23 protein-coding genes are annotated in these 26,366 nt (G+C 53.6%); 14 read left to right on the top strand and 9 right to left on the bottom strand.

Features of this window, described 5'->3' with window-relative positions; translation table 11 throughout:
- Positions 1–113: 113 nt before the first annotated feature.
- The gene (lrp, locus tag GY169_RS15820; protein ID WP_000228469.1) at positions 114–608 is read right to left on the bottom strand and encodes a leucine-responsive transcriptional regulator Lrp; all 495 of its coding nucleotides are present in this window, start codon (positions 606–608) and stop codon (positions 114–116) included.
- Between the two features lie 550 nt (positions 609–1,158).
- On the opposite strand from lrp, the gene trxB reads away from it, so the two are divergent.
- The 5 genes from trxB (at position 1,159) to infA (ending at position 6,985) form a co-directional block, all read left to right on the top strand.
- On the top strand, positions 1,159–2,124 hold the full coding sequence (gene trxB / locus GY169_RS15825) for a thioredoxin-disulfide reductase (protein WP_163447739.1): 966 nt from the start codon (positions 1,159–1,161) through the stop codon (positions 2,122–2,124).
- A 123-nt stretch (positions 2,125–2,247) separates the two neighbouring features.
- The gene (gene cydD, locus GY169_RS15830; protein WP_167576300.1) at positions 2,248–4,014 is read left to right on the top strand and encodes a heme ABC transporter permease/ATP-binding protein CydD; all 1,767 of its coding nucleotides are present in this window, start codon (positions 2,248–2,250) and stop codon (positions 4,012–4,014) included.
- On the top strand, positions 4,015–5,736 hold the full coding sequence (gene cydC, locus GY169_RS15835; RefSeq protein ID WP_167576301.1) for a heme ABC transporter ATP-binding protein/permease CydC: 1,722 nt from the start codon (positions 4,015–4,017) through the stop codon (positions 5,734–5,736). It begins immediately after the preceding gene.
- A gap of 41 nt (positions 5,737–5,777) precedes the next feature.
- Positions 5,778–6,482, top strand: a complete 705-nt coding sequence (gene aat / locus GY169_RS15840; protein WP_163447742.1) for a leucyl/phenylalanyl-tRNA--protein transferase — start codon at positions 5,778–5,780, stop codon at positions 6,480–6,482.
- Between the two features lie 284 nt (positions 6,483–6,766).
- Positions 6,767–6,985 carry a translation initiation factor IF-1 gene (gene infA / locus GY169_RS15845; protein WP_001040187.1) on the top strand — a complete coding sequence of 73 codons (219 nt, stop codon included), beginning with the start codon at positions 6,767–6,769 and terminating at the stop codon, positions 6,983–6,985.
- A gap of 104 nt (positions 6,986–7,089) precedes the next feature.
- Here infA and GY169_RS15850 read toward each other — a convergent pair whose 3' ends face one another.
- The 3 genes from GY169_RS15850 to clpS form a co-directional block, all read right to left on the bottom strand.
- Positions 7,090–7,320, bottom strand: a complete 231-nt coding sequence (locus tag GY169_RS15850) for a DUF2554 family protein (RefSeq protein WP_163447743.1) — start codon at positions 7,318–7,320, stop codon at positions 7,090–7,092.
- Positions 7,321–7,491: 171 nt separating this feature from the next.
- A complete protein-coding gene (clpA, locus tag GY169_RS15855) occupies positions 7,492–9,768 on the bottom strand; it encodes an ATP-dependent Clp protease ATP-binding subunit ClpA (protein WP_163447744.1) in 2,277 nt (758 codons plus the stop codon).
- Between the two features lie 30 nt (positions 9,769–9,798).
- Positions 9,799–10,119, bottom strand: coding sequence for an ATP-dependent Clp protease adapter ClpS (gene clpS / locus GY169_RS15860; RefSeq protein WP_064548721.1), 321 nt, complete (start codon positions 10,117–10,119; stop codon positions 9,799–9,801).
- Between the two features lie 395 nt (positions 10,120–10,514).
- Between clpS and cspD the strand changes: the two genes are divergently transcribed.
- Entirely contained in the window at positions 10,515–10,736 is a 222-nt protein-coding gene (gene cspD / locus GY169_RS15865; RefSeq protein WP_163447745.1) for a cold shock-like protein CspD, read from the top strand.
- 78 nt (positions 10,737–10,814) lie between these two features.
- On the opposite strand, the gene macB is transcribed toward cspD, so the two are convergent.
- Entirely contained in the window at positions 10,815–12,755 is a 1,941-nt protein-coding gene (gene macB / locus GY169_RS15870) for a macrolide ABC transporter ATP-binding protein/permease MacB (protein ID WP_163447746.1), read from the bottom strand.
- Positions 12,752–13,867 carry a macrolide transporter subunit MacA gene (macA, locus tag GY169_RS15875; protein WP_163447747.1) on the bottom strand — a complete coding sequence of 372 codons (1,116 nt, stop codon included), beginning with the start codon at positions 13,865–13,867 and terminating at the stop codon, positions 12,752–12,754. The genes macB and macA overlap by 4 nt, the downstream gene beginning before the upstream one ends.
- A gap of 161 nt (positions 13,868–14,028) precedes the next feature.
- On the opposite strand from macA, the gene GY169_RS15880 reads away from it, so the two are divergent.
- The gene (locus GY169_RS15880; protein ID WP_167576302.1) at positions 14,029–14,982 is read left to right on the top strand and encodes a VirK/YbjX family protein; all 954 of its coding nucleotides are present in this window, start codon (positions 14,029–14,031) and stop codon (positions 14,980–14,982) included.
- Between the two features lie 174 nt (positions 14,983–15,156).
- Complete coding sequence (locus GY169_RS15885) at positions 15,157–16,113, top strand: VirK/YbjX family protein (RefSeq protein WP_167576303.1); 957 nt, start codon at positions 15,157–15,159, stop codon at positions 16,111–16,113.
- Here GY169_RS15885 and GY169_RS15890 read toward each other — a convergent pair.
- Entirely contained in the window at positions 16,110–17,768 is a 1,659-nt protein-coding gene (locus GY169_RS15890; RefSeq protein ID WP_163447750.1) for an ATP-dependent endonuclease, read from the bottom strand. The genes GY169_RS15885 and GY169_RS15890 overlap by 4 nt on opposite strands.
- Positions 17,758–17,922: a hypothetical protein gene (locus GY169_RS23630; protein WP_411908097.1), complete on the bottom strand. Its 165-nt coding sequence runs from the start codon at positions 17,920–17,922 to the stop codon at positions 17,758–17,760. Before GY169_RS23630 ends, GY169_RS15890 begins: the two co-directional genes overlap by 11 nt.
- A gap of 219 nt (positions 17,923–18,141) precedes the next feature.
- Here GY169_RS23630 and aqpZ point away from each other — a divergent pair, with 219 nt between their 5' ends.
- The 4 genes from aqpZ (at position 18,142) to hcr (ending at position 22,665) form a co-directional block, all read left to right on the top strand.
- Positions 18,142–18,834, top strand: coding sequence for an aquaporin Z (gene aqpZ / locus GY169_RS15895; protein ID WP_064548706.1), 693 nt, complete (start codon positions 18,142–18,144; stop codon positions 18,832–18,834).
- 152 nt (positions 18,835–18,986) lie between these two features.
- A complete protein-coding gene (locus GY169_RS15900; protein WP_167576304.1) occupies positions 18,987–19,886 on the top strand; it encodes a lysine exporter LysO family protein in 900 nt (299 codons plus the stop codon).
- Positions 19,887–20,033: 147 nt separating this feature from the next.
- Complete coding sequence (hcp, locus tag GY169_RS15905; RefSeq protein ID WP_065355661.1) at positions 20,034–21,686, top strand: hydroxylamine reductase; 1,653 nt, start codon at positions 20,034–20,036, stop codon at positions 21,684–21,686.
- A gap of 10 nt (positions 21,687–21,696) precedes the next feature.
- Entirely contained in the window at positions 21,697–22,665 is a 969-nt protein-coding gene (gene hcr, locus GY169_RS15910) for an NADH oxidoreductase (RefSeq protein WP_167576305.1), read from the top strand.
- Between the two features lie 85 nt (positions 22,666–22,750).
- Here the strand turns inward: hcr and GY169_RS15915 are convergent, their stop codons facing one another.
- Positions 22,751–24,379 (bottom strand): SgrR family transcriptional regulator, encoded by a 1,629-nt coding sequence (locus GY169_RS15915; RefSeq protein ID WP_167576306.1) that lies wholly within the window; start codon positions 24,377–24,379, stop codon positions 22,751–22,753.
- Positions 24,380–25,035: 656 nt separating this feature from the next.
- On the opposite strand from GY169_RS15915, the gene GY169_RS15920 reads away from it, so the two are divergent.
- Positions 25,036–25,842 (top strand): GGDEF domain-containing protein, encoded by an 807-nt coding sequence (locus GY169_RS15920; RefSeq protein WP_163447755.1) that lies wholly within the window; start codon positions 25,036–25,038, stop codon positions 25,840–25,842.
- 85 nt (positions 25,843–25,927) lie between these two features.
- Positions 25,928–26,365 (top strand): FecR domain-containing protein, encoded by a 438-nt coding sequence (locus GY169_RS15925; RefSeq protein WP_167576307.1) that lies wholly within the window; start codon positions 25,928–25,930, stop codon positions 26,363–26,365.
- Position 26,366 lies beyond the last annotated feature (1 nt).

Below are 26,366 nucleotides of genomic sequence, written 5' to 3' on the forward strand. Positions count from 1 at the left end.
TCTCCAGGTGCCAAATGCTAAAACGGACAACAGTGCCAGATTGCACCGACACTGTTGCTGTATGGATTAACAGGAGTGTAATCAAACTACGCTGATTTTGCACCTGTTCCGTTTTAGCGGGTCTTAATTACCAGACGATTACTCTGCTTGACCTCTTCCATCACGACGTAAGTACGGGTGTCGTTAACGCCTGGCAGGCGTAGCAGGGTCTCGCCAAGAAGCTTACGGTAAGCCGACATATCCGGTACGCGGGTTTTCAACAGATAGTCGAAATCACCGGATACCAGGTGACATTCTTGAATTTCTTCAAGTTTTTGCACAGCGGCGTTAAATTGTTCAAACACGTCCGGCGCACCGCGATTCAGAGTAATCTCAACAAATACCAGCAGCGATGCATCCAGATAATGCGGGTTTAACAGCGCGGTATAGCCCTGAATAAAACCCTGTCGTTCCAGACGACGTACGCGCTCAAGGCACGGGGTCGGAGAAAGTCCTACTCTTTTGGAAAGCTCGACGTTCGAAATACGCCCATCTTTTTGCAGCTCATTCAGGATGTTGCGGTCGATGCGGTCGAGATCTTTGCCAGGGCGTTTTTTACTATCTACCATTATTATTGTCTCTCTGTATTCCTTCCCTACTCCTGTCTTGACTCTGTGCACTTCACTGTTCAGAGCCTTCTCCCGTTTTCAACACGCCGTTGTTGCTGCAACGACGCATATCCCAGGGGTTGCGTATGAGAAGCCCCGGCGCCTCGCGGCCACCCTCCGACATCACGTATGACGTCTGTCCACACCATACGTAGATTTCAGTGATCCGGGTAAAAATGGCATTTGCGTGCATGAAAATTCACCACACGCGAAACACTGCTTTTCTTCTTCCTTGAATGTTGTCGCAAAAGCACAGGTGATTGTCAAAGCAAAACATCTTTTTTTAGTACAACATGCCAGATATTCATTATCACGCGGGCTTGATTCACATGTAATCGTCTTATAATCCAGCAGCGAACAGTAGAAATAGTTATATTTTTTGATGTTAAAATAAACAATCAATCGGCTCACTCTATTACACATATCGTTAACAAAATCGCTGTGCTCTTTTTTTACGTCTACAAATTCCCTACAATCCCGAACAATGTCTGCCAACAATTATGGGGATCTCATGGGCACGGCCAAACACAGTAAGCTGCTAATCCTTGGTTCTGGACCTGCGGGATACACCGCTGCGGTCTATGCTGCACGCGCAAACCTGCAACCGGTTTTGATTACCGGGCTGGAAAAAGGCGGTCAACTGACCACCACCACCGAGGTGGAAAACTGGCCTGGCGATCCGAACGATCTGACCGGTCCGCTGCTGATGGAACGTATGCACGAGCATGCGACCAAATTTGAAACCGAAATTATTTTTGACCACATTCACAGCGTGGATCTGCAAAACCGTCCGTTCCGTCTTACCGGCGACAGCGGCGAATACACCTGCGATGCGTTAATCATCGCTACCGGCGCGTCTGCCCGTTATCTGGGTCTGCCGTCGGAAGAAGCGTTTAAAGGCCGCGGCGTTTCCGCCTGCGCGACCTGCGACGGGTTCTTCTATCGTAATCAGAAAGTGGCGGTCATCGGCGGCGGCAACACCGCAGTAGAAGAAGCGCTGTATCTGTCCAACATTGCATCAGAAGTGCACCTGATTCACCGTCGTGATTCTTTCCGCGCGGAGAAAATCCTCATCAAGCGTCTGATGGATAAAGTGGAAAGCGGCAATATCGTGCTCCACACTAACCGTACGCTGGAAGAAGTGACCGGCGATCAGATGGGCGTGAGCGGTTTGCGTCTGCGTTCAACCGAGAGCGATGATATTGAATCGCTGGACGTCGCAGGTCTGTTCGTGGCTATCGGCCACAGCCCGAACACGGCGATTTTCGAAGGCCAGCTGGCGCTGGAAAACGGCTACATCAAAGTGCAGTCCGGTATCCACGGCAACGCCACCCAGACCAGCATCCCGGGCGTGTTCGCTGCGGGCGACGTAATGGACCACATTTACCGTCAGGCAATCACCTCTGCGGGCACCGGCTGTATGGCGGCGCTGGACGCGGAACGCTACCTCGACGGTCTGGCCGACGCCTGCAAATAATCTTTACAAGTCAGTAACAAAAGTAAAAAAGGCGACGATAAGTCGCCTTTATTTTTTCTGCGATGTAACATTGCCGCGCCCATAACTGAAACCATTATCCATAAGCCACCTGCTAAGCGCCCAATGAATAAAAGTCGCCAACAAGAACTCACCCGCTGGCTCAAACAGCAAAGCGTCCTGTCTCGCCGCTGGTTGATGCTCTCCCGCCTGCTCGGCTTCGCCAGTGGGATACTGATTATTGCTCAGGCGTGGCTGCTGGCCCGCATCCTTCACCATATGATTATGGAGAACATTCCGCGCGAGGCGCTGCTGATGCCGTTTATTCAGCTGGTGCTGGTTTTCGTCCTCCGCGCCTGGGTGGTGTGGCTGCGCGAGCGGGTCGGTTTTCATGCCGGGCAACAGATTCGCTTTGAGATTCGCCGTCAGGTGCTGGACCGTCTGCAACAGGCTGGCCCGGCGTGGATTCAGGGCAAGCCGGCCGGCAGTTGGGCGACGCTGATTCTTGAGCAAATTGACGATATGCACGACTACTACGCCCGCTACCTGCCACAGATGGCGCTGGCTGCCTGCGTGCCGCTGCTGATCGTCGTCGCCATTTTCCCGTCCAACTGGGTCGCCGCGTTGATACTGCTGGCCACCGCTCCGCTGATCCCGCTGTTTATGGCTCTGGTCGGTATGGGCGCCGCCGACGCCAACCGCCGCAACTTCCTGGCCCTGGCGCGCTTGAGCGGCCACTTCCTTGACCGTCTGCGCGGCATGGATACCTTACGTATATTTGGCCGTGGAAAAGCCGAGACCGACAATATCCGCGAAGCCTCGCAGGATTTTCGCCAGCGCACCATGGAAGTTCTGCGCCTGGCGTTCCTCTCCTCCGGCGTACTGGAGTTTTTCACCTCCCTGTCGATTGCACTGGTGGCGGTCTATTTCGGTTTCTCATACCTCGGTGAGCTGAATTTTGGTAGCTACGGCGCGGCGGTCACGCTCTCCTCCGGCTTCCTGGCGCTGATTCTGGCCCCTGAATTCTTCCAGCCGCTACGCGATCTGGGGACCTTTTACCACGCCAAAGCCCAGGCGGTAGGCGCTGCCGACAGCCTGAAAACCTTCCTTGAAGCGCCGCTGGCGCATCCGGAACAGGGTGAGCAGGTGCTGGAGACCAGCGAGCCGGTGTCGCTTTGCGCGAAAGATCTTTTCATCACTTCGCCGGAAGGCAAAATGCTCGTCGGCCCGCTCAACTTCACGCTCAATGCCGGGCAGCGAGTGGTGCTGGTGGGGCAAAGTGGTTCCGGTAAAAGCTCGCTGTTGAACGCACTGGCCGGTTTCCTCCCCTACAGCGGTTCGCTGAAGGTCAACGGTATCGAACTCCGTCACCTGCAACCGGAAAACTGGCATCGATTGATGAGCTGGGTCGGTCAAAATCCACAGCTGCCGGCCGCCACGCTGCGCGAGAACGTGCTGCTGGGCAACCCGGAGGCCAGCGAAGAACAACTGCATCAGGCGCTGGGAAAAGCGTGGGTCAATGAGTTTCTGCCGCAGCTTCCTGACGGCATTGATACCGCGGTTGGCGAGCAGTCCGCGCGCCTCTCCGTCGGCCAGGCGCAGCGCGTCGCCGTCGCCCGCGCCCTCCTAGCTCCTTGCCGTCTGCTGCTGCTTGATGAACCTGCCGCCAGCCTTGATGCTCATAGCGAACAGCGCGTCATGCAGGCGCTGGGTGAAGCCTCAACGCAACAAACGACCCTGATGGTCACCCACCAGTTGGAAGGCATTACCGAGTGGGACGCTATCTGGGTTATGGAAAACGGCCAGATTATCGAGCAAGGCTCGTATTCGCAGCTGGTTGCAGCCAACAGCGTTTTCGCCAGCCTGCTGGCCAATCGTCAGGAGGAGATCTAAATGCGCGCACTGTTGCCTTATCTGGCGCTCTATAAACGCCATAAATGGCTATTAAGCCTCGGCGTGGTTCTGGCGATTGTGACGCTGCTCGCCAGCATTGGATTGCTGACGCTTTCCGGCTGGTTCCTCTCCGCTTCGGCGGTGGTCGGGTTTGCCGGCGCTTACAGTTTTAACTACATGCTGCCTGCGGCGGGCGTGCGCGGCGCGGCGATTATCCGTACCGCCGGGCGTTACTTTGAACGTCTGGTCAGCCATGACGCCACTTTCCGCGTCTTGCAGCATCTGCGCGTCTTCACCTTCAGCAAACTGCTGCCGCTCTCACCTGCCGGGCTGGCGCGTTTTCGTCAGGGCGAGCTGCTCAACCGCATGGTGGCCGATGTCGATACGCTGGATCATCTCTATCTGCGCGTGATTTCTCCGCTGGTTGGCGCGCTGGTGGTTATCCTGGTCGTTACCGCCGGATTAAGCCTGTTGGACGTCAATCTGGCCCTGACGCTCGGCGGAATTATGCTCGCCACGCTGCTGATACTGCCACCGCTGTTTTATCGCGCGGGTAAACCCACCGGCGAGCAGCTCACTACGCTGCGTGGTCAATATCGCCAGCAGCTCACCGGCTGGCTGCAAGGACAGGCGGAGCTGACCATTTTCAACGCCAGCGATCGCTATCGTAAACAAATGGAACAGACGGAGCTTAACTGGCACGACGCGCAGCGCCGCCAGTCTGAACTGACCGCGCTGTCTCAGGCGCTGATGCTGCTGATTGGCGCCGCAGCCGTGGTCGCGATGTTGTGGCTTGCCGCCGGCGGCGTGGGCGATATCGCCCAGCCGGGCGCATTGATTGCACTGTTTGTTTTCTGCGCGCTGGCGGCCTTTGAAGCTCTGGCCCCGGTGACCGGCGCGTTCCAGCATTTGGGACAGGTGATTGCGTCAGCGCTGCGCGTGAGCCAGATTATCGAGCAACAGCCGGAAGTCACTTTCCCGCAGCAGGCCAGCGTTCGTCCACAGCAGGTAGCGCTCACGCTGAAGGAGGTCGCCTTCACCTATCCAGAGCAGACGCAACCCGCGCTGGAAAATCTCTCGCTGCACGTGGCAGCCGGGGAGCATATCGCTATCCTCGGGCGCACCGGCTGCGGCAAATCAACGCTCCTGCAACTGCTAACCCGCGCATGGGATCCGCAGCAGGGCAGAATTTTGCTCAACGATATCGCGCTTAATCAGTTCGATGAGCAGACGCTGCGTCAAACTATGAGCCTGGTGCCGCAACGCGTGCATCTGTTCAGCGCCACGCTGCGTGACAACCTGCTGCTGGCCCGGCCAGATGCCACCGACGATATGCTTAGTGACGTACTGCGTCGCACGGGGCTGGAGAAATTGCTGGAAGATGCCGGTCTCAACAGCTGGCTTGGCGAAGGCGGCCGCCAGCTTTCTGGCGGCGAACTGCGCCGTCTGGGCATTGCCCGTGCGCTATTGCACGATGCGCCGCTGATGCTGCTGGACGAACCGACCGAAGGACTGGACGCCACCACCGAAAGCCAGATTCTTGAACTGCTGGCTGAAGTCATGCGCGAAAAAACGCTGCTGATGGTTACCCACCGCCTGCGTGGCCTGGCGCGCTTTAATCGGATAATTGTCATGGACAACGGGCAAATTATTGAGCAAGGTAATCATACAGAACTGCTGGCAAAACAAGGTCGTTACTACCAGTTCAAACAGCGTCTGTAGACTATGATTGAGTTAACTTAGTTTCGTGGGGTTTTCGCGACATGCGCCTTGTGCAGCTTTCTCGTCATTCGATTGCTTTTCCCTCCCCGGAGGGCGCATTACGTGAACCCAACGGGCTGCTGGCGCTCGGCGGCGATCTTGGTCCCGCGCGTCTGCTAATGGCCTATCAACGCGGGATCTTCCCGTGGTTTTCGCCCGGCGACCCGATCCTCTGGTGGTCTCCGGATCCTCGTGCCGTGCTGTGGCCCGAGCAGTTCCACCTCAGCCGCAGTATGAAACGCTTTCATCGCCAGTCGCCCTATCGCGTCACGCTCAATTATGCCTTTAGTCAGGTGATCGAGGGCTGCGCGCAGGATCGCCACGAAGGTACCTGGATCACCACCAGCATCAGTCAGGCCTACCATCGCCTGCACGAGCTGGGTCACGCGCATTCTATCGAGGTCTGGCAGGGAGAAACGCTGGTTGGCGGTATGTACGGCGTCGCCATGGGCGAGCTGTTTTGCGGCGAGTCTATGTTCAGCCGCGCGGAGAATGCGTCTAAAACCGCGCTGTACGTCTTCTGTGAGGCGTTTAGTCGTGCGGGCGGCAAACTGATTGACTGCCAGGTGTTAAACAGCCATACCGCGTCTCTGGGCGCGATAGAGATACCTCGCCGCGACTACCTTGAATATCTCAATACGCTACGCATGCAGCCGCTGGAGGACAAATTCTGGGTTCCGGGGCAGCTCTTTTCACCTGAAGCGTAAATGTTTTCAGCACAATTTCCATCAGGATGATATAATTGCCGACGAGAGTCGCTTCTGCCTTTTGCCCCGCCGCCGTTTGGGAATCATTCGAGTCAGATAACGCCCACGTTTATCCTGCTATTTCCGGTCTGGTTCGCGCCCATCACACGCTGTTTTGGTGTGGTGAAAGGGTAATGCGCAAAAACGACTTTCGCCGATTAAGACGGACAATTCTTTACTTACATGATGAACTTCGGCATTATCTTGCCGGTTCAAATTACGGTAGTGATACCCCAGAGGATTAGATGGCCAAAGAAGACAATATTGAAATGCAGGGTACCGTTCTTGAAACGTTACCTAATACCATGTTCCGCGTAGAACTGGAAAACGGACACGTGGTTACTGCACATATCTCCGGTAAAATGCGCAAAAACTATATCCGCATCCTGACGGGCGACAAAGTGACTGTTGAGCTGACCCCGTACGACCTGAGCAAAGGCCGCATTGTCTTCCGTAGTCGCTAATCACCGCAGATAATGAGCGTCTGGCGCGAAGTTCGCCGAGCGCTATTTGCCGAATGTGATGCCCTGCTTATGCGGGGCATCTTTTTGGCTTTCTTTCATCCGTATCATAAAACATAAGTGTCGGGTTTATGCGCCTTTCGCCAGTTATGGCTATCCCGCAACCCTTCCGCCGACTCTTCCGCCACCACGCGCAATTCATCGCTATCAGCCTCATGGCGTAGCTGGTGACCGACGTTCTTAACCCACAAAAATTGGTGGCCTTTATGCCCCGCCATCAGTTGGCCAGAAAATAAGGCACACGTCAGCAACATCACCGATAACACTTTTGTCAACATCATCCCACCGTTCGGCTAAATCCTGTCGTTAGCATGCCGCGGCTTACGTCGGGTTATTATTCAACAGTTCAAATTTGCGAAAATGATCTGTCAACGTCGCCCGAGAAACGAGAGACAAAAAAAACCGAGCCACTATCAGCTCGGTTTTCGTTTTAATGCGAGTGCTCGCCGTTAATGCGCCGCTTCCGGTTTGTGCTTCTGGGCACTGTGGAAGCCGTAGGTCAGCGCATTTTTCTCTTTATCGAGCGCCACGGTCACCTGACCGCCGTCCACCAGCGAACCAAACAGCAGTTCGTTAGCCAGCGGTTTCTTCAGGTTATCCTGAATCACACGCGCCATTGGACGCGCGCCCATCGCCCGGTCGTAGCCTTTGTCGGCCAGCCAGTTGCGGGCTTCCTGGCTCACTTCCAGCGAGACGCCTTTCTGATCCAGCTGAACCTGCAGCTCGACGATGAACTTATCCACCACCTGATGGATCACGTCGGTAGACAGATGATCGAACCAGATAATGTTGTCCAGACGGTTACGGAACTCTGGCGTAAAGATCTTTTTGATCTCTTCCATCGCGTCGGTGCTGTTGTCCTGCTGGATAAGACCAATCGATTTACGCTCGGTTTCACGTACGCCGGCGTTGGTGGTCATCACCAGCACCACGTTACGGAAATCGGCTTTACGACCGTTGTTATCCGTCAGCGTGCCGTTGTCCATCACCTGCAACAGCAGGTTGAAGACGTCCGGGTGCGCTTTTTCGATTTCGTCCAGCAGCAGCACCGCGTGCGGATGCTTAATCACCGCATCGGTCAGCAGGCCGCCCTGATCAAAACCAACGTATCCCGGAGGCGCGCCGATCAGGCGGCTCACCGTGTGGCGTTCCATATATTCAGACATATCGAACCGCAGCAGCTCAATGCCCATCGCCTTCGCCAGCTGGACGGTCACTTCCGTTTTACCTACCCCTGTCGGGCCAGCAAACAGGAAGGAGCCCACCGGGCGATGCTCGTGGCCGAGACCCGCACGGCTCATCTTAATCGCTTCCGTCAGCGCATCGATGGCGTTATCCTGACCAAATACCAGCATTTTCAGGCGATTGCCGAGCGTTTTCAGCGTATCGCGATCGCTCTGGGAGACGCTTTTCTCCGGGATACGCGCAATGCGCGCGACCACGGATTCAATGTCCGCCACGTTAATCGTTTTCTTACGCTTGCTCACCGGCATCAGGCGAGCGCGGGCGCCAGCCTCATCAATCACGTCGATTGCCTTATCTGGCAGATGACGATCGTTGATGTATTTCACCGCCAGTTCCACCGCCGCGCGCACCGCTTTGGCGGTATAGCGTACGTCGTGGTGTGCTTCGTATTTCGGCTTCAGGCCGTTCAGAATCTGCACGGTCTCTTCTACCGACGGTTCGGTAATATCGATTTTCTGGAAACGACGCGCCAGCGCCCTGTCCTTCTCAAAGATATTGCTGAATTCCTGGTAGGTGGTCGAGCCCATCACCCGAATCTTGCCGCTGGAGAGCAGCGGTTTAATCAGGTTTGCCGCGTCCACCTGGCCACCCGACGCGGCACCCGCACCGATAATGGTGTGGATTTCGTCGATGAACAGAATGCTGTTGGTATCCTGCTCTAACTGCTTGAGCAGCGCTTTGAAGCGTTTTTCGAAATCACCGCGGTATTTGGTGCCCGCCAGCAGCGAGCCAATATCCAGTGAGTAGATAGTGCAGTCGGCCATGATTTCCGGCACGTCACCGCGCACAATGCGCCATGCCAGGCCTTCGGCAATCGCCGTTTTCCCGACGCCGGATTCCCCCACCAGCAGCGGGTTGTTTTTGCGACGGCGGCACAGCACCTGAATGGCGCGCTCCAGCTCTTTATCGCGACCGATCAGCGGGTCAATGCCGCCAACGCGAGCAAGCTGATTAAGGTTGGTGGTGAAGTTTTCCATACGTTCCTCCCCGCCTGCTTGCTCTTCATTAGGTTGCTGATTTCCGGAATCGGAAGGCTGGCTTGGCTCGTCTTTACGCGTGCCGTGAGAGATAAAGTTCACCACGTCGAGACGGCTGACTTCATGTTTGCGCAGCAAATAGGCGGCCTGCGACTCCTGCTCGCTGAAAATCGCCACCAGGACGTTAGCGCCGGTCACTTCGCTACGCCCGGAAGACTGGACGTGGAAGACCGCGCGTTGCAGAACACGCTGGAAGCTGAGCGTCGGTTGTGTTTCGCGCTCTTCTTCACTGACCGGCAGAACCGGCGTGGTTTGTTCGATGAAGGCTTCGAGTTCCTGACGCAGCGCCACCAAATCAACCGAGCACGCTTCCAGCGCTTCACGGGCCGATGGATTGCTAAGCAGAGCCAGCAACAGATGCTCGACGGTCATAAACTCGTGACGGTGCTCGCGCGCTCTGGCGAAAGCCATGTTTAAACTGAGTTCCAGTTCTTGATTGAGCATAGGCACCTCCCCCCAATTTTCATGCCTGTATCAGGCTTGTTCCAGCGTACACAGTAGCGGATGCTCGTTCTCCCTCGCGTACTGATTCACCATCGCAACTTTGGTTTCGGCGACTTCTGCCGTAAAAACACCACAAATTGCTTTACCCTGATAGTGAACCGTTAGCATCAACTGTGTTGCGCGTTCTACATCATAAGAAAAGAATTTTTGTAACACGTCAATAACAAACTCCATCGGAGTGTAATCATCATTGACCAATATCACTTTATACATTGACGGGGGTTTAAGCCCATCCTGAAGTTTATCTGCCGCAAGCTGGTCGAAGTCCAGCCAGTCTCTGGTCTTACTCATTGTCAGTCATCATCGTCGGTGTCATCAATTGCTGCTGACGAGGCTGCGTACACGTATGGCTCCGTATTATTGACAGGATTAATGACACATTTCCCCGGCCAGCACGTTACCTTTCGTTCTTGCACATACAGGCTCTCAATTTACTGTAGATCATAGATAACTATCACCTATAGCTGCCATTCGCGAACTCTGTCACATTCCCGTCAATAGCGTTAACTGCTTCAAATTTTGATGCATTTTACCCCTTTAGCCCTCCGCAAACGCTTGACGCACTGTGCGAAATATCTAAATTGTACTGGCGAGAGTTGGTGAGGTTTTGAACAACTCCTGACTCCACCACCGGTTCATTCCATCTACTTATAAACGTATAATAGAGTTACGAAGGATGTCGAAGTATGGAAATGGGTACTGTTAAGTGGTTCAACAATGCCAAAGGGTTCGGTTTCATTTGCCCGGAAGGCGGTGGCGAGGACATCTTCGCCCATTACTCCACCATCCAGATGGATGGGTACAGAACGTTAAAAGCCGGACAAGCCGTCCAGTTTGATGTCCACGAGGGGCCGAAAGGTAATCATGCTAGCCTGATTATCCCCGTGGAAGCAGAAACAGCCGCCTAGTTTACTGCCCCATTGTGTACATCCCGCCGTCAAAATGCCAGTCCTTCTGACTGGCATTTTTTCATTTATTTTTCGCCGTTATTCCCGCGCCAGCGCATCGACCGGGTCGAGCCGCGCCGCGTTCCTCGCCGGTAGCCAGCCAAAGAGCACACCGGTGAGGGTTGAGCAGATAAACGCCGTCAACAGCGCCAGCGGCGAAAAACCAATCTCCCAGCCCGGCAGCACCAGTTGGAGCAGCAGCGCAATCATCAACGACAGCGTGACACCCAGTGCGCCACCCACCAGGCACACCAGAATCGCCTCAATCAAAAACTGCTGCAGGACGTTACTGGCCCGCGCGCCGACCGCCATACGAATGCCGATTTCCCGCGTCCGTTCCGTCACCGACACCAGCATGATATTCATCACGCCAATACCGCCAACCACCAGCGAGATCACCGCCACCAGCGTTAAGAACAGCTGTAATGTATGTGTGGTGCGTTCTGCCGTTTTCAAGATGCTGTCCATATTCCAGACGAAGAAATCTTTCTTGCCGTGACGCAAACTGAGCAGTCGGGTCAACTGCTGTTCGGCGAGACTGCTGTCGTAGCCCTCTTTCACCCTCACGGTAATGGAGTTCAGCCACGCCTGACCCATCACCCGCCCGGACATCGTTGAATACGGTAACCAGACGCGCAGAATCTTGCTGCTGCCAAACATCGACTGTTTCTCATCCGCTACGCCAATCACCGTCGCCGGCGTATTACCCACCAGTATCACTTCCCCCACCACGCTGGCCTTATTGGGGAATAGCTGACGGCGCGTATTGCTGTCCAGGACCACCACCTGCGCGCGTTCTGCGGCCTGGACATCATTAAAGGTATTGCCCTCGCTGAAGGTCATGCCATAAACGTTGAAGTAGTGCTGACCAATGCCCTGCACGCTGGCCGCAACGTCGATATTCCCAGCGCGGATGCGTAGATTCTTTGATACCGACGGCGTCACCGAGCTGACCCACGACTGCTTTTCGATCGCCAGCAGATCGTCATACTTCAGCGATTGCTGGTACTGCGGATCGTCATCGCCGAAATCTTTCCCCGGATAGACATCGATAGTATTGGTGCCAATGGAACGGATATCCGCCAGCACCATCTGTTTGGCCGCATCGCCCACCACCACAATCGATACCACCGAGGCGATACCAATAATAATGCCGAGCATGGTCAGCAGCGTGCGCATTTTATTCGCCACCATGGCCAGCCAGGCCATCGACAGCGCTTCACGGAAACTATTGCTGAACTGCCCCCAGCCGGAAGCCGTCTGTATCACTGGCTGACGTGGGGCGACCGTCGTCTGTCGCGCCGGAGGGTTATGGACAATTTCACCGTCGCGAATCTCAATCACGCGCTCTGCTTGCGCGGCCACCTGCGGGTCGTGGGTGACGATAATAATCGTATGCCCTTGCTCTTTAAGCTGATGGAGAATCGCCATCACCTCTTCACCAGAGCGACTGTCGAGCGCGCCGGTGGGTTCATCGGCAAGGATCACCTGGCCGCCGTTCATCAGCGCGCGGGCAATACTCACCCGCTGCTGCTGGCCGCCGGAGAGCTGAGAAGGCGCATAATCGACGCGATCCGCCAGCCCCAGACGTTGCAACAGCTGCTTTGCCCGCGCCAGCCGCGCCTTGCGCTCCACGCCCGCGTACACCGCCGGCACTTCCACATTCTGCGCCGCCGTCAGGTGCGACAACAGGTGATAACGTTGAAAAATAAAGCCAAAGTGCTCGCGGCGCAGCGCGGCCAGCGCATCGCCGTCCAGCGTCGCCACATCGGTTCCCGCCACGCGGTAGGTGCCGCTGGTCGGCTTATCGAGGCAGCCGAGAATATTCATCAGCGTCGATTTTCCCGAACCAGAAGCCCCGACGATCGCCACCATCTCGCCGGCGTTAATTTGCAGTGAGATACCCTTGAGGACCTCAACGCTGCCATCTCCCGACGGGTAACTGCGGCGAATCTGGGTTAGCTCAAGCAGTGCGGTCATTTTTCCGCTCCGGCTTTACCTTCTCCAATAATCACCTCATCGCCCGCCTCAAGCCCTTTGGCAATCTCTACGTCGGTGTCGTTGCGCGCACCGATGACCACTTCACGCGTCTTGACTTCACCGTTGCGCAGTAGACGCACGTTGTAACGGTTATCCCCTACGCTATCGCCTAGCGCCGACAGCGGAATGGTCAACACATCGTTGACGCCACCGAGCTGGATATGCACCTGCGCGGTCATCTCCAGACGCAGCACACCGTTAGGATTCGGCACTTCAAAACGGGCATAGTAGAAGATGGCATCGTTGACTTTTTCCGGCGTCGGCAGGATATCCTTCAGGGTGCCTTCGTAGCGGGTCAGCGGGTCGCCAAGTACGGTAAACCAGGCTTTCTGTCCCGGTTTGAGATGAATGACATCGGCTTCGGAAACCTGAGCTTTCACCAGCATGGTGCTGAGATCCGCCAGCGTCAGAATGTTGGGCGCCTGCTGAGCGGCTATCACAGTCTGCCCTTGTAGCGTGGTAATTTGCGTCACTTCGCCACGCATCGGCGCCACAATACGGGTGTAGTCAAGGTTGGTTTTGGCCGTATCGAGTGAGGCCTGATTGCGTTTAATCTGCGCATCAATGGTACCTATTTGCGCCTGTTTTACCGCCATATCGGTGGCGGCGGTATCCAGATCCTGGCGCGAAACGACCTGAGTTTTCGCCAGCTGTTGCTGGCGTGAGAAGGTGACGCTCGCCAGCTTCCATTCCGCTTCTGCCTGTTTGCGCTGCGCGCGAAGCTCCATCAGCGTCGCTTCCACTTCTTTAATCTGGTTCTGCGCCTGTTCAGGGTCAATCACCCCTAAAAGCTGATCTTTTACCACCTTATCACCGATGTTCACTGACAGGGTTTTCAACTGCCCGCTCACCTGCGCGCCGACGTCAACTTTTCGCAGCGCGTCAAGCTTACCGGTGGCCAGCACGCTCTGCTCAAGCGAGCCTTTGCGCACAATGAGCGTCTGGTAATTGGGCAACGGTGCGTTGAGCATTTTCCAGACGGCAATGAGCGCCACGATAAGCACGGCAAGCATCAGCCAGTAGCGTTTTTTTAGTTTTCCCTTGATGATCATAAAATCCTGAAATCCCCGAAAATATCGACACAATGTGAAATCAAACTTCAATGCAAGCTAAACAAACCAAGAAAAGTCTGAGCAAATACCCCTGCCCCGCTAATTGATTCATCATGGTGATGTTAAAATCGCCATTCATATGTAATTCTGGATAGTAAACCATGTCACAGCTCAGCGAAAATTCATTCGAGTCTTCCCGCCACCCTTCCGCCCTCGGCCTCTTTTTTAGCCTGTTTAGCGGGCAATGGCGCCCCGGTGAATTCTGGAACAAGCGTAGCTTTCGTCGGAAGTTTATGCTGCGCTCTTTACTGATGCCACGTCTGAGCCGCGAATGGATGAACGAACTGTCCCAATGGTCCCATCTGGATACGCTGCTTACGCGCCAGCCTCGCCTGCCGGTGCGTCTGCATCGCCCGTATCTGGCGGTAAATTTTAGCCGTCACCAGGTGCTGGACGCGCTGCGTTATCACTATACGCTGCTGTCAGAGGCGATGTCCTCCGAAGAGTTAACCACCTACCTGAATACACAGGCCTTAACGCTGGCGCAGATTGAAGGGAAAAATGGTGACACCTTTACTCTTGAGCTGACCATGCAGATTAATCTGGATAAAGAAGGCGATAGCACTATTCTGATGCGCAACGCCGACGGCGATGTGCTGGCGGAGATGACCTTCACCCTGCTTGACCACCAGAACCAGCGCACGCTGTTTATTGGCGGCCTCCAGGGCGGCAAACGCGATTTGCCGCATGAAGCCATTCAGAATGCCACCAAATCCTGCCACGGTCTGTTCCCGAAACGCCTGGTCATGGAAGCTGTATGCCGCTTTGCTGAACGCCTGCACGTGGATCAGATCCTGGCCGTCAGTAACGATGTGCACATTTTCCGCGGCGAACGCTACCAGGATAAGAATAAAAAGATTCTTTCCGATTACGACACGTTTTGGGAAGCGGTGGGCGGCGAGCGCGACAACGAGGGCTACTTCCATATTCCGGTTGCCATCGCCCGCAAGGATATTGCTGAAATCGCAAGTAAAAAACGTGCGGAATATCGCCGTCGCTATGAACTGATGGATGCAATTCAAAGCCAAATGTCGGGCTTATTCCATCAGCCTTAATGTAAATTTCTGCGCGCTGAACCATCAGCGCGTAGAAAACAGCTAAAAATGATCATAACCAAACTTAAACCATTCATAAACAAAATGTAATCTTCACATTCTTTGCATTTGTTGAAATTACGTTGAAGGTTCCGTTGATTAAATAGGCAAAACCTCCTTAACGAGATTTTTCCTATGTCGAGCCTTGTCGATTTTTCCGCGTCCGCGCATCCACAACCTGAATCCAGCTGGCACCTTTTTCGACTACTGTCGACCGGCACGCTTGCGCCCGGCCGCGCGTGGAAAAACCCTGCGTACCGGCGTAAATTCCTGCTGCGCTCGCTGAGCACGCCGCGAATGACCGGTAAACTGCTGGGCAGCCTGGCGAAACAACCGCAGCTGATGCAAATTCTGAACGTACAGCCCGGCCTGCCGTGCCGACTGCATCGACCTTGGCTGTGTACACACCTGAGCCACCAGCAAACCATTGATGCGCTGTGCTGGCACTACCAGCAGTTGCTGGCCAGGCTGCCGGAAAATGTCGCCAATCATTATCTTTCCCCACGCGGCGCGCTGCTGACCACGCTTAGTGGTAAAGACGGACAGCAATACAGCATTCGTCTGTGCGCGGATGCAATGCTGGATAAAGAAGGCGAAGCGACGATTGTTTTCCAGGACGAGAACGACACCGTGCTGGCGGAACTGACGTTTACGCTGTGCCAGTACAACGGGGTAGACACGTTCTTTGTCGGCGGCCTGCAAGGGGCGAAAGCGGACGTGCCGCACCAGCTGATTCAAGCCGCCACCAAAGCCTGCCACGGCTTATTCCCGAAACGTCTGGTGGTGGATGCGCTGTTAACCCTGGGGTCACTGCTGTCCGTTGCACACGTGCGTGCCGTCAGCAACGAAACGCACATTTATCGCAGCCTGCGCTACCGCCATAAAAAACGCGGCAAGCTGCATGCCGACTACAACAGTTTCTGGGCGTCGTTGGGAGCACAGGCCGACGAGGAAGGTGATTACGTTTTACCGCTGACGCTGGCGCGTAAAACGATGGAAGAGATTGCCAGCAAGAAGCGCGCGGAGTACCGCCGTCGCTATGCGCTGCTGGACGAGCTCCAGCAGCAAATTACCGAAACAGTCCAGCGTTAATCCGCTTTCCCGCGCGCCAGCCAGACGACGCGGGAAAACATTTTCTTCAGCAGGGGCGGAACGGCTTCAATACCGCGCCGCCCGGCTTCCATCGCCACTTCAATCGCCAGATCGGGTTTCGATGAACGATGAATCGCTTTGGTGATCACCCGGCGCATATTCATCGGGATGTTTTCCGGCAATTGCGCCACGCGGTGATAAACGCTGGAAAACCCCTGCCGGTACATAAAGTGTTCCATATCCGGCGCGGGCAACGTCGTCAGGTGATGATGTTCGGCTTCACGATCGTTGTTGAGCAGGCTGCGCACCGTGGCCGCATATTTTTTTCCTGCCTCATCCCCATCGACCAGCACGTGCCACTCTATCCCCATTCGACGAGCGAATTTAATCAACGGTTTGAGTCCGGACTGGGCAAACTCAATCACTTTGACCCCTTCAGCATCGAAATGGTGCCCGCACTGGCGCGCCAGCTCGTTAATCACCCAGGTTTCGGTTTCACCTTCCACCAGCAGCCAGCAGCGCGCAAACAGTGATGAGGCGCGATTAAAACGAATGTGGAACGAAATGCGGCGACTGTCTTCAGCGTTCATTCCCTCCGGCCCCAGCCGCCATGCCGATACGCGGGAGGACTCACGGACCAGACGGCAAACGTTCTGCATCGGCGTGAGCGACAACAGCTCACCGGAGTTGGTGGTCGCCACGCGCTGTAATGGCAGCAAGTTCAGCAGATTCCAGGCCACCGACAGCATAATCGGATGCAGCCGCGTTTCCGGATCCTCCACGAGCAGCAGCGGACGCGCGTCTCTATCGAGTTTGACCGTCCCCTTCGCCTGCAGCAGCGTCGCGAACATGCCCAGCAGGATCACCCGGTGATTGCGCGCGCCGGGCTTGTCGATCATACGGTTAATCAAATCCAGATAACGCCAACTGCGCTGCTCGTCGTGCGAGCGACGGCGCATCAAGCGTTGAATCGCCGGGCCAGAGCCCTGCTCAGAGAAGTAGTGCTCCAGCAGTTGTCCCATCGCCGCCAGCCCCTGGCGTATCTGACCATCGCTGAGATTCTGCGGGCTCGTCACCAGCTCGCGGGAAAGGTAATCGAGCTGGCGCGCGGTGATTTCAACGTCAGGCACATCCGGCACGGTGCCGCTGCGGATGCGGCGCATAAAACGGGCATCACGCAGGCGTAGTACGGGCATCAGGCGAATCAACTCGCGCGCCTGGCCGTCAATATCGTCAATGTCCAACGCCTGACCATCGCTGTCGATAAAGCTACGGAGCGTCAGCACGCTACCGTCGGCGGCCAGTTCCCCCTCCAGGCGGTAGAAAATACGTCGAAAACCGTCGTCGCACAGCGTCCAGCAGTCGGAGAGCCCACGGTAGCGTCGGCCCCGGTAGCGGCCGGGTTCGTTTTCGCGAAAAGTCAGTATGATGTGCAGATGGTGCTCACGTCCCTGCACATCGCCGGGCGGAAACCAGAAATCGTTATAGACAAAGTGATACAGCTCATCGTGCGGTGAAAGCAGCAGCGTCAGCGCGTCCAGCAGGCTCGATTTACCCCACGCGTTTTCGCCGATTAAGACGTTATTCTCCTCCAGCATCAACGATAATCGATTAATGCCGCGAAACCCTGCAATTTCGGTGCGCTCAAGAAGCATAACCCCTCCGTAACACGATAGCTGCCATCCCTTCGTTATCGGCAGTATAGCGGCATGCGTCGCACTTGACACCAGACTGGCACGCCGCTTGCGTACGGAGTGATGCTTTATTAACCGCTGAAAGTAATAAAGTGCGTTCTCTATCACCTTCCACGATTATTCCGAAAATAATGCACTACACTCTACTTCAAAGAATAAATTGCTCAAGGAATAACACCACATTGTTTTGTATCAAAGTTCGGCTATTTATTTAACTGGTGAGGGATGACGTTCGTTTTTAAAATAATGAGGACTATGCCTGCCACCCATTTTGGTAGGGATATATTCAGTCGTCACCCTTTATGACGATAATAATTTTTAATTCGAGGTGGTTATGTTTAGAAAATTGGCTGCAGAGTGCTTTGGCACCTTCTGGCTGGTATTTGGTGGTTGCGGTAGCGCCGTTCTGGCTGCAGCATTCCCGGAATTAGGGATTGGCTTTGCGGGCGTTGCGCTGGCGTTCGGTTTAACCGTTCTCACCATGGCATTTGCCGTTGGCCATATCTCTGGCGGCCATTTTAACCCGGCAGTGACCCTGGGCCTGTGGGCTGGCGGTCGTTTCCCGGCCAAAGAAGTGATTGGCTATATTGTCGCACAGGTTGTCGGCGGGATTATCGCCGCTGCGGTATTGTATTTAATCGCCAGCGGTAAAGCGGGCTTTGACGCGGCAGCCAGCGGCTTCGCCTCCAACGGTTACGGCGAACATTCACCGGGCGGCTACTCAATGCTTTCCGCTATCGTGATTGAAATCGTACTGACCTGCGGCTTCCTGCTGGTGATCCACGGCGCAACCGACAAAAATGCCCCGGCAGGCTTCGCACCAATCGCCATCGGCCTGGCGCTGACCCTGATTCACCTCATCAGCATTCCGGTAACTAACACCTCCGTTAACCCGGCGCGTAGTACCGCGGTCGCTATTTTCCAGGGCGGCTGGGCGCTTGACCAGCTGTGGCTGTTCTGGGTGATGCCGATCATCGGCGGTATCCTGGGCGGCGTGATTTATCGCACCCTGCTGGAAAAGAAATAAGCCTTCTGTAAACCGGACATGGCGTGAATGCGCCAACCCGGCAAAGAAAGACCCGGTAAAGCCGGGTCTTTCTTTTTTCGCAGCTTTACTCGGTATGCGGTTTTCGGTAGTGTCTGTGCGCGATTTAAATACTACAAGGAAGCGTGTTCGTTATGTTATCGGGACTGCTCATCATTCTGGTGCCGTTGGTTATCGGCTATCTGATTCCCCTTACCCACCGCGGTGCGCTGCAGCTGATCAATCGCCTGCTCAGTTGGATTGTTTATCTGATTCTCTTCTTTATGGGGATCAGCCTGGCATTTCTGGATAATCTGGCAGCGAATCTATTATCTATCTTCCACTATTCTGCTATTAGCATTGTGGTTATTTTACTTTGCAATATTGCGGCACTGCTGTGGCTGGAAAAAGTGTTGCCGTGGGGACATCCTCATCATCAGGAAAAATTACCCTCACGCCTCGCGATGGCGCTGGAATCATTAAAGCTGTGCTTTGTGGTTATTGCCGGTTTTGTTCTCGGACTCAGCGGGCTTTCCTTTTTACAGCACGCCACCGATGCCAGCGAATATACGCTCATTTTCTTGCTGTTCCTGGTCGGTATTCAGCTGAGAAACAGCGGCATGACCCTGCGACAAATTATTCTCAACCGCCGCGGCATGGTGATTGCGTTAGTCGTGGTGGCCAGTTCGATGGTTGCCGGCGTCATCAATGCGTTTCTGCTTGGTTTGCCCATTAAAACCGGTCTGGCGATGGCCTCCGGATTTGGCTGGTACTCGCTGTCCGGTATTCTGCTGACCGACGCCTACGGCCCGGTAATCGGTAGCGCCACCTTCTTTAATGACCTGGCGCGCGAACTACTGGCCATTATGCTCATTCCCGGCCTGGTACGCCGCAGTCGCTCCACCGCGCTTGGCCTGTGCGGCGCAACGTCAATGGACTTCACCCTACCGGTCCTCCAGCGCTCCGGCGGCGTGGAAATGGTCCCTCCCGCTATCGTCCACGGTTTTATTCTTAGCCTGCTCGTACCGCTGATGATGGCCTTCTTCACCGCCTGATACCTCCATGGCGGTAGCCTTCGCTGCCGCCAAAATTGCGCTAAATCAACCTCCCTTTAAGTTGCACTAAAAATGCCTTTTCAAGGCTGAGTCTCAGGCTTACCCTTAAACATGTATATTAAATATAACTTTAAAAAGGTGTGACCCATGTTTTGTGTGCAATGTGAACAAACCATCCGTACTCCGGCAGGGAACGGCTGCTCTTACGCTCAGGGTATGTGTGGTAAGACGGCTGAAACGTCCGATCTGCAGGATCTGCTGATTGCGTCTTTGCAAGGTCTGTCCGCATGGGCGGTGAAGGCGCGTGAATACGGCATCATCAACCACGACGTTGATAACTTCGCCCCGCGCGCGTTCTTCTCCACTCTGACCAACGTTAACTTCGACTCTCCGCGTATCGTGGGCTACGCCCGTGAAGCGATTGCCCTGCGTGAAGCGCTGAAGGCGCAGTGCCTGACCAAAGACGCTAACGCCACCGTCGATAACCCGATGGCTGACCTTCAACTGGTCAGTGACGATCTGGGCGATCTGCAAAAACAGGCGGCGGAATTTACCCCGAACAAAGACAAAGCCGCCATCGGTGAGAACATTCTCGGTCTGCGCCTGCTGTGCCTGTACGGTCTGAAAGGCGCGGCGGCATACATGGAACACGCGCATGTCCTTGGCCAGTACGACAACGACATCTACGCGCAGTACCACAAAATCATGGCGTGGCTGGGCACCTGGCCTACCGATATGAACGCTCTGCTGGAGTGCTCTATGGAAATCGGCCAGATGAACTTCAAAGTGATGAGCATTCTGGACGCTGGTGAAACCACCAAATACGGCCACCCGACCCCGACTCAGGTCAACGTGAAAGCCACTGAAGGTAAGTGCATCCTGATCTCCGGTCACGACCTGAAAGATCTCTACAACCTGCTGGAACAAACCGAAGGCACCGGCGTTAACGTCTATACCCACGGTGAAATGCTGCCAGCGCACGGCTACCCGGAACTGCGTAAGTTCAAACACCTGATCGGTAACTACGGCAGCGGCTGGCAGAACCAGCAGGTGGAATTCGCTCGCTTCCCTGGCCCAATCGTGATGACCTCTAACTGCATCATCGACCCAACCGTGGGCGCGTACGACGACCGTATCTGGACCCGTAGCATCGTCGGCTGGCCGGGTGTGAGCCACCTCGAAGGCGACAACTTCGGTCCGGTTATCGCGCAGGCCCAGCAGATGGCGGGCTTCCCGTACAGCGAAATTCCGCACCTGATCACCGTAGGTTTCGGTCGTCAGACCCTACTGGGCGCAGCTGATACCCTGATTGACCTGGTGAGCCGTGAAAAACTGCGTCACATCTTCCTGGTGGGCGGCTGCGACGGCGCGCGCGGCGAACGTAACTACTTCACCGACTTCGCCACCAGCGTGCCGGACGACTGCCTGATCCTGACTCTGGCCTGCGGTAAATACCGTTTCAACAAACTGGAGTTCGGCGATATCGAAGGCCTGCCGCGTCTGGTGGATGCCGGTCAGTGTAACGATGCATACTCTGCCATCATCCTGGCGGTCACTCTGGCAGAGAAACTGGGCTGTGGCGTCAACGATCTGCCGCTGTCGCTGGTGCTCTCCTGGTTCGAACAGAAAGCGATCGTGATTCTGCTGACCCTGCTGTCGCTCGGCGTGAAAAACATCGTTACTGGCCCGACGGCACCAGGCTTCTTCACGCCGGACCTGCTGGCTGTGCTCAACGAGAAATTTGGTCTGCGTTCCGTGACCACTGTTGAAGAAGATATGAAGCAGCTGTTGAGCGCGTAAGGAGTTAAGCATGACAATGCCAACAAGTCAGTGCCCATGGCGGATGCAGGTTCACCACATCCATCAGGAAACGCCGGATGTATGGACCATTTCGTTGCTGTGCCACGACTATTATCCGTACCGCGCCGGGCAGTACGCACTGGTCAGCGTGCGCAACTCAGCGGAGACGCTGCGTGCTTACACCATTTCGTCTACGCCGGGAGTCAGCGAGTACATCACGCTGACCGTTCGCCGCATTGACGATGGCGCAGGTTCACAGTGGCTGACCCGTGACGTGAAACGCGGCGATTATATCTGGCTGTCCGATGCCATGGGCGATTTCATCTGCGAAGACAAAGCGGATGACAAATTCCTGATGCTGGCGGCTGGCTGTGGCGTGACGCCAATCATGTCTATGCGTCGCTGGTTGGCGAAGTACCGTCCGCAGGCCGATGTGCAGGTGATCTTTAACGTCCGTTCGCCGGAAGATGTGATCTTCGCCGACGAATGGCGTCAGTATCCGGTCACCCTGGTGGCGGAAAACAACGCCACCCACGGTTTTGTCTCCGGTCGTCTGAGTACCGAATTGCTGAAAAGCGTACCGGATCTGGCGTCTCGCACCGTGATGACCTGTGGCCCGGCACCGTATATGGAGCTTGTCGAAAAAGAAGTGAAAGCGCTGGGCGTGACCCGCTTCTTTAAAGAGAAGTTCTTCACCCCGGTTGCCGACGCGGCCACCAGCGGCCTGAAGTTCACCAAACTGCAGCCAGCGAAAGAGTTCTACTCTCCGGTTGGTACCACCTTGCTGGACGCGCTGGAAAGCAACAAGGTGCCAGTAGTGGCGGCCTGCCGTGCAGGCGTATGCGGCTGCTGCAAAACCAAGGTGGTTTCCGGTGACTATACGGTCACCAGCACTATGACGTTAAGCGATGCGGAAATTGCCGACGGGTACGTGCTGGCGTGTTCCTGCCATCCGCAGGGTGACCTGGTACTGGCGTAATTCACCCACTACTGCAAAAAGGCTACCCTGTAAAACGGGTGGCCTTTTTTAATGGGCATGCATAAAGATAAACAGCTGCCGATTGTCACCACGTATTGTTTTTATCATCAATCCATATCCTCGCAAAATCTGGCCAACACTGAGGATGGCAATGAATCCCCTTCACTGATTTTGGATACCGCAACGTGTACTGCTTTTGATAAAGAGGAACGATCAAATGATGGCGAATAGCATGGCGCTGAAGCGCAATAAGGAGCCGTTTATGACGTTCCGGTTCTCGGTGTACCGACCTGTCCAGTAACCTTATCACGCGTTTTTGACTCTCTTTTGGCCAGAACACCTTTACCATGCTGCTTCTGCGCCAGCGTTCCTCAAAGGTAAATGCTGCTTGCTGGACAGAACTTAAGTAGCCCAGGGCAATATCCATGCTTTCCCAGACCGCCCCGCTTGCCGGCCAGTGGGTATTATGAATGGCCCGTGTCGTTAACCGACATCCGACACGCAGCAAATATCGGGCAAACATTTTGACGAAAATTTCCGTATCCGGCGTACTGAAATAGGCCATGGAAAGCAGCGGAGGGAGCTCGGACATGTCCATTTCCTTTCCAGACATCGTCAGCCAACTCTCAACGGGCAGCAGATCAGACTGCTTCTTCATCATGCTGCTCGCCAGAGTTTTCGCGATTTCTGTCAGCGTGATGCGCTGCTGACGAGAGAGAATACTCGCGCTGCTATTGTTAAATGCCAGGAAGGAAAACGTATCGCTACAGGTCAAGGTTTCTGTCCTCTCCTGCCGCTCCGTAGAGCGCTCGGTCTCAAGTTGAACCACGCCCCAGTCCTTTACTTTCCGCAAACGCGTTTCAAGCGTAATCGCACGCGCTAGCGGCATTTCACCGTACCAGCCGGGAAAGCGGACAAGTGAGATACCGTCATCAGTATGTTTAGCGATCAAAAACGGGCCGATGCCAACAGTGGGGAAAACCGGATGCGGTATTGCAACAACCGGATTCGCCAAACGATGCAGTAACATCTCATCAGGTTGCGTCAGATGGAACTCAATACATTGCTGGTCAGCGGTAATATTCTGAACATAAGGTAACGCTTCTGTTCCTGCAAAAGCGCGCAATGTGCGCGCGCAATCAGCAACACTGAACGGATCGTTATTATGCCAGACCAGCCCCTGTCGAAGATAAAAGCGCCAGCACGTTCTATCGGTAGAAACCTCTACATGGTGGGCAAGAGCCAATTCTGGCTGCGTATTACCGTCAAGATACCTCGCCAATCCCACATGAACCATCCTGATTAAATGCCGGGTGAGATGCTGTGCCGATAATTTAGGAACGATCGCGGAAATCGGACGATAGTAAGGAAAGATGAAATGATACCCGCCAGACGCGGGTATCATCGGTAAGGGTGTCACTGAGGAGTTAACAGGAGCATCAATACCTTCCTGAAGGTGCTGGATGTCATGTCGGCACTGTATAAGGCTTTGCTTCCCCCGCCCAGGCAGGGAAGCCCAGCTAATCCAGCCAATTTGTTGCATCTCTTTTAATAGCGTACGAGCATAACGCGGCGAGCAAGCGAGGGTATCAGCAACATCCTGTAACTGTACTTCACGCCGCTGGTTTTGATAGCGGTTCAACAGTCTTTTATATTGTCGTGCCAGCCGGAGTAATCTCGCGTCTGGTGCTATATTGTTAGACTGCTGGATCATTTCTCACCACCATTTTTTACCGGGAAGTCTCTTTAAAACTAGCGCGATTCTAATACCATACAATAAATCACGTTTAACTTATTATAGTTGCAGGCTGGTCATCTATATTACAAATAAGCCGTTGACAAATCAAAACCAAAGCAAACAAAAAACAGAAAAAATCTCAACATTGCAAAATTTAACACCAATAAACCAATAAAAAACAGAATAAAAAACCGGATATCAGTGTCTGATTTGACACATAACACCAAAAACAAAATGCCAAATACATTTTCATAAATCATTTCAATTAGTTACATTAATTACCTGACAGTTGTTAAAAACAGAATAAAATCGTAATATATCCCCAATCCGATTTCCACGGGCCAAAAAATAAAACTTAAACCATCAAAAATGGGGTACGATTTATCGTGATTTAAGGTTTTTTATTACCTCACTGCAATATCTCAACAAAGACCTAAATTGCAATAATTAAACCTGCACTTGAATTTTAAAAGCATAGTAATTCTTATTATATGATGCAACAAAGAAATATTTTTATATCGTATCTTGTATTGATTATTTCATCCATCTCACTGTTATGTGTCTTTCAGTTAAATAACAGGGAAAACATTAGAGTAAGCAATGTTTTAAAAACCGTCTCGTTTCGGCATTTGATGTTACAAAAAACGCTCTCAGATCAACTTCAGGCAATGTGCCCTGAGGCGGACATTAACCGTAAAGATCTTCATCGTGAGATACAGAAAGAAAAACCAATTGAGTGGAAAAACACAACGACACAACCGATGTCAGAAGTACAATCCGGAGAAAACAATAATCATTGCCAAAAAATAAAAAGGATAAACATTAAACTTAATGAGGTGAGTAAAAAGGAACAACAGGAAGTAAAGTCAGTAATACATAACCTGTCTATACTGAGTTACCTCAATCCTATATTACTACTCATTATACCTCTGTCTTTTGCTATTTGGCGCACGGGAGGTTATATACGTTTAGTTCGCGAACGTAAAAACCTTTATATCGATTCTCTCACCGGAGCTTATAACCGACATTATCTTTATGAAGAGACAAAAAACAACAAACCAAGCCATCTCATCATGCTTGACCTGGATAATTTCAAGCAAATTAATGATAACTATGGCCATCTAATTGGCGATCGAATTTTGGTGGCCTTTAGTAGACTTTTGCGACATTCGTTACGTAGTACAGATCGTATCGTTCGTTTCGGTGGAGATGAATTCATCATTATGCTCTACGACTTCAAACCTGAAGATGCAGAACAATTGATTAAGCGATTACGATTTATGTCGCGTCAATATATAAAGGTTGATGAGCACAATATAATATTGTTACCAGAATTCTCTGTCGGGTTAGCTGAGTATTCAGGGACGCTTGAAGAAACGATTAGCAGAGCCGATGCTTTTGTTTATCAGGAAAAATCTGTTCATCAACATAATACATAACTTGGTTTAGTGCGCTTCTCTTTGCCTTATGTACTTGCTATTCACGAACTGAAACTATTGGTTTATTTTCATGATTGGAGAAAACATGCAAACAATTTCAAAGAGAATAATTGTAGCAGTACTTCTTTTCGTCTCCGCTGATGCTATGGCGGCCGAAAAGGTAGCTGTGATCAAAGAAACGGCACACGCCTGCAAAATGTTGCGTTCATCATGCCAGATCATCTCTTCCGGGGATGAAATACATGAAGGAGATGTGATTCAAACAGGAAAAGATGGCTATGCCGGATTAAGTTTTAACGATGGTACAACTGTCGCGTTAGATTCCGATAGCAAATTCCAGATCAATAAATATGACTACACGCCGTTAAAGCATAGCTACTCTTTTGACGTTTTATTAAGTCGCGGAGCCGCATTATATTCATCGGGAAGATTAGGAAAACTAGATCCTGCAGCCGTGAAATTTAAAACGCCAACAACAGTTATTGCTGTTCGGGGCACACGATTTCTTGTTTCGACCGATTGAG

Source organism: Kluyvera genomosp. 3, assembly GCF_011765685.1.
Lineage (GTDB): Bacteria > Pseudomonadota > Gammaproteobacteria > Enterobacterales > Enterobacteriaceae > Kluyvera > Kluyvera georgiana_A.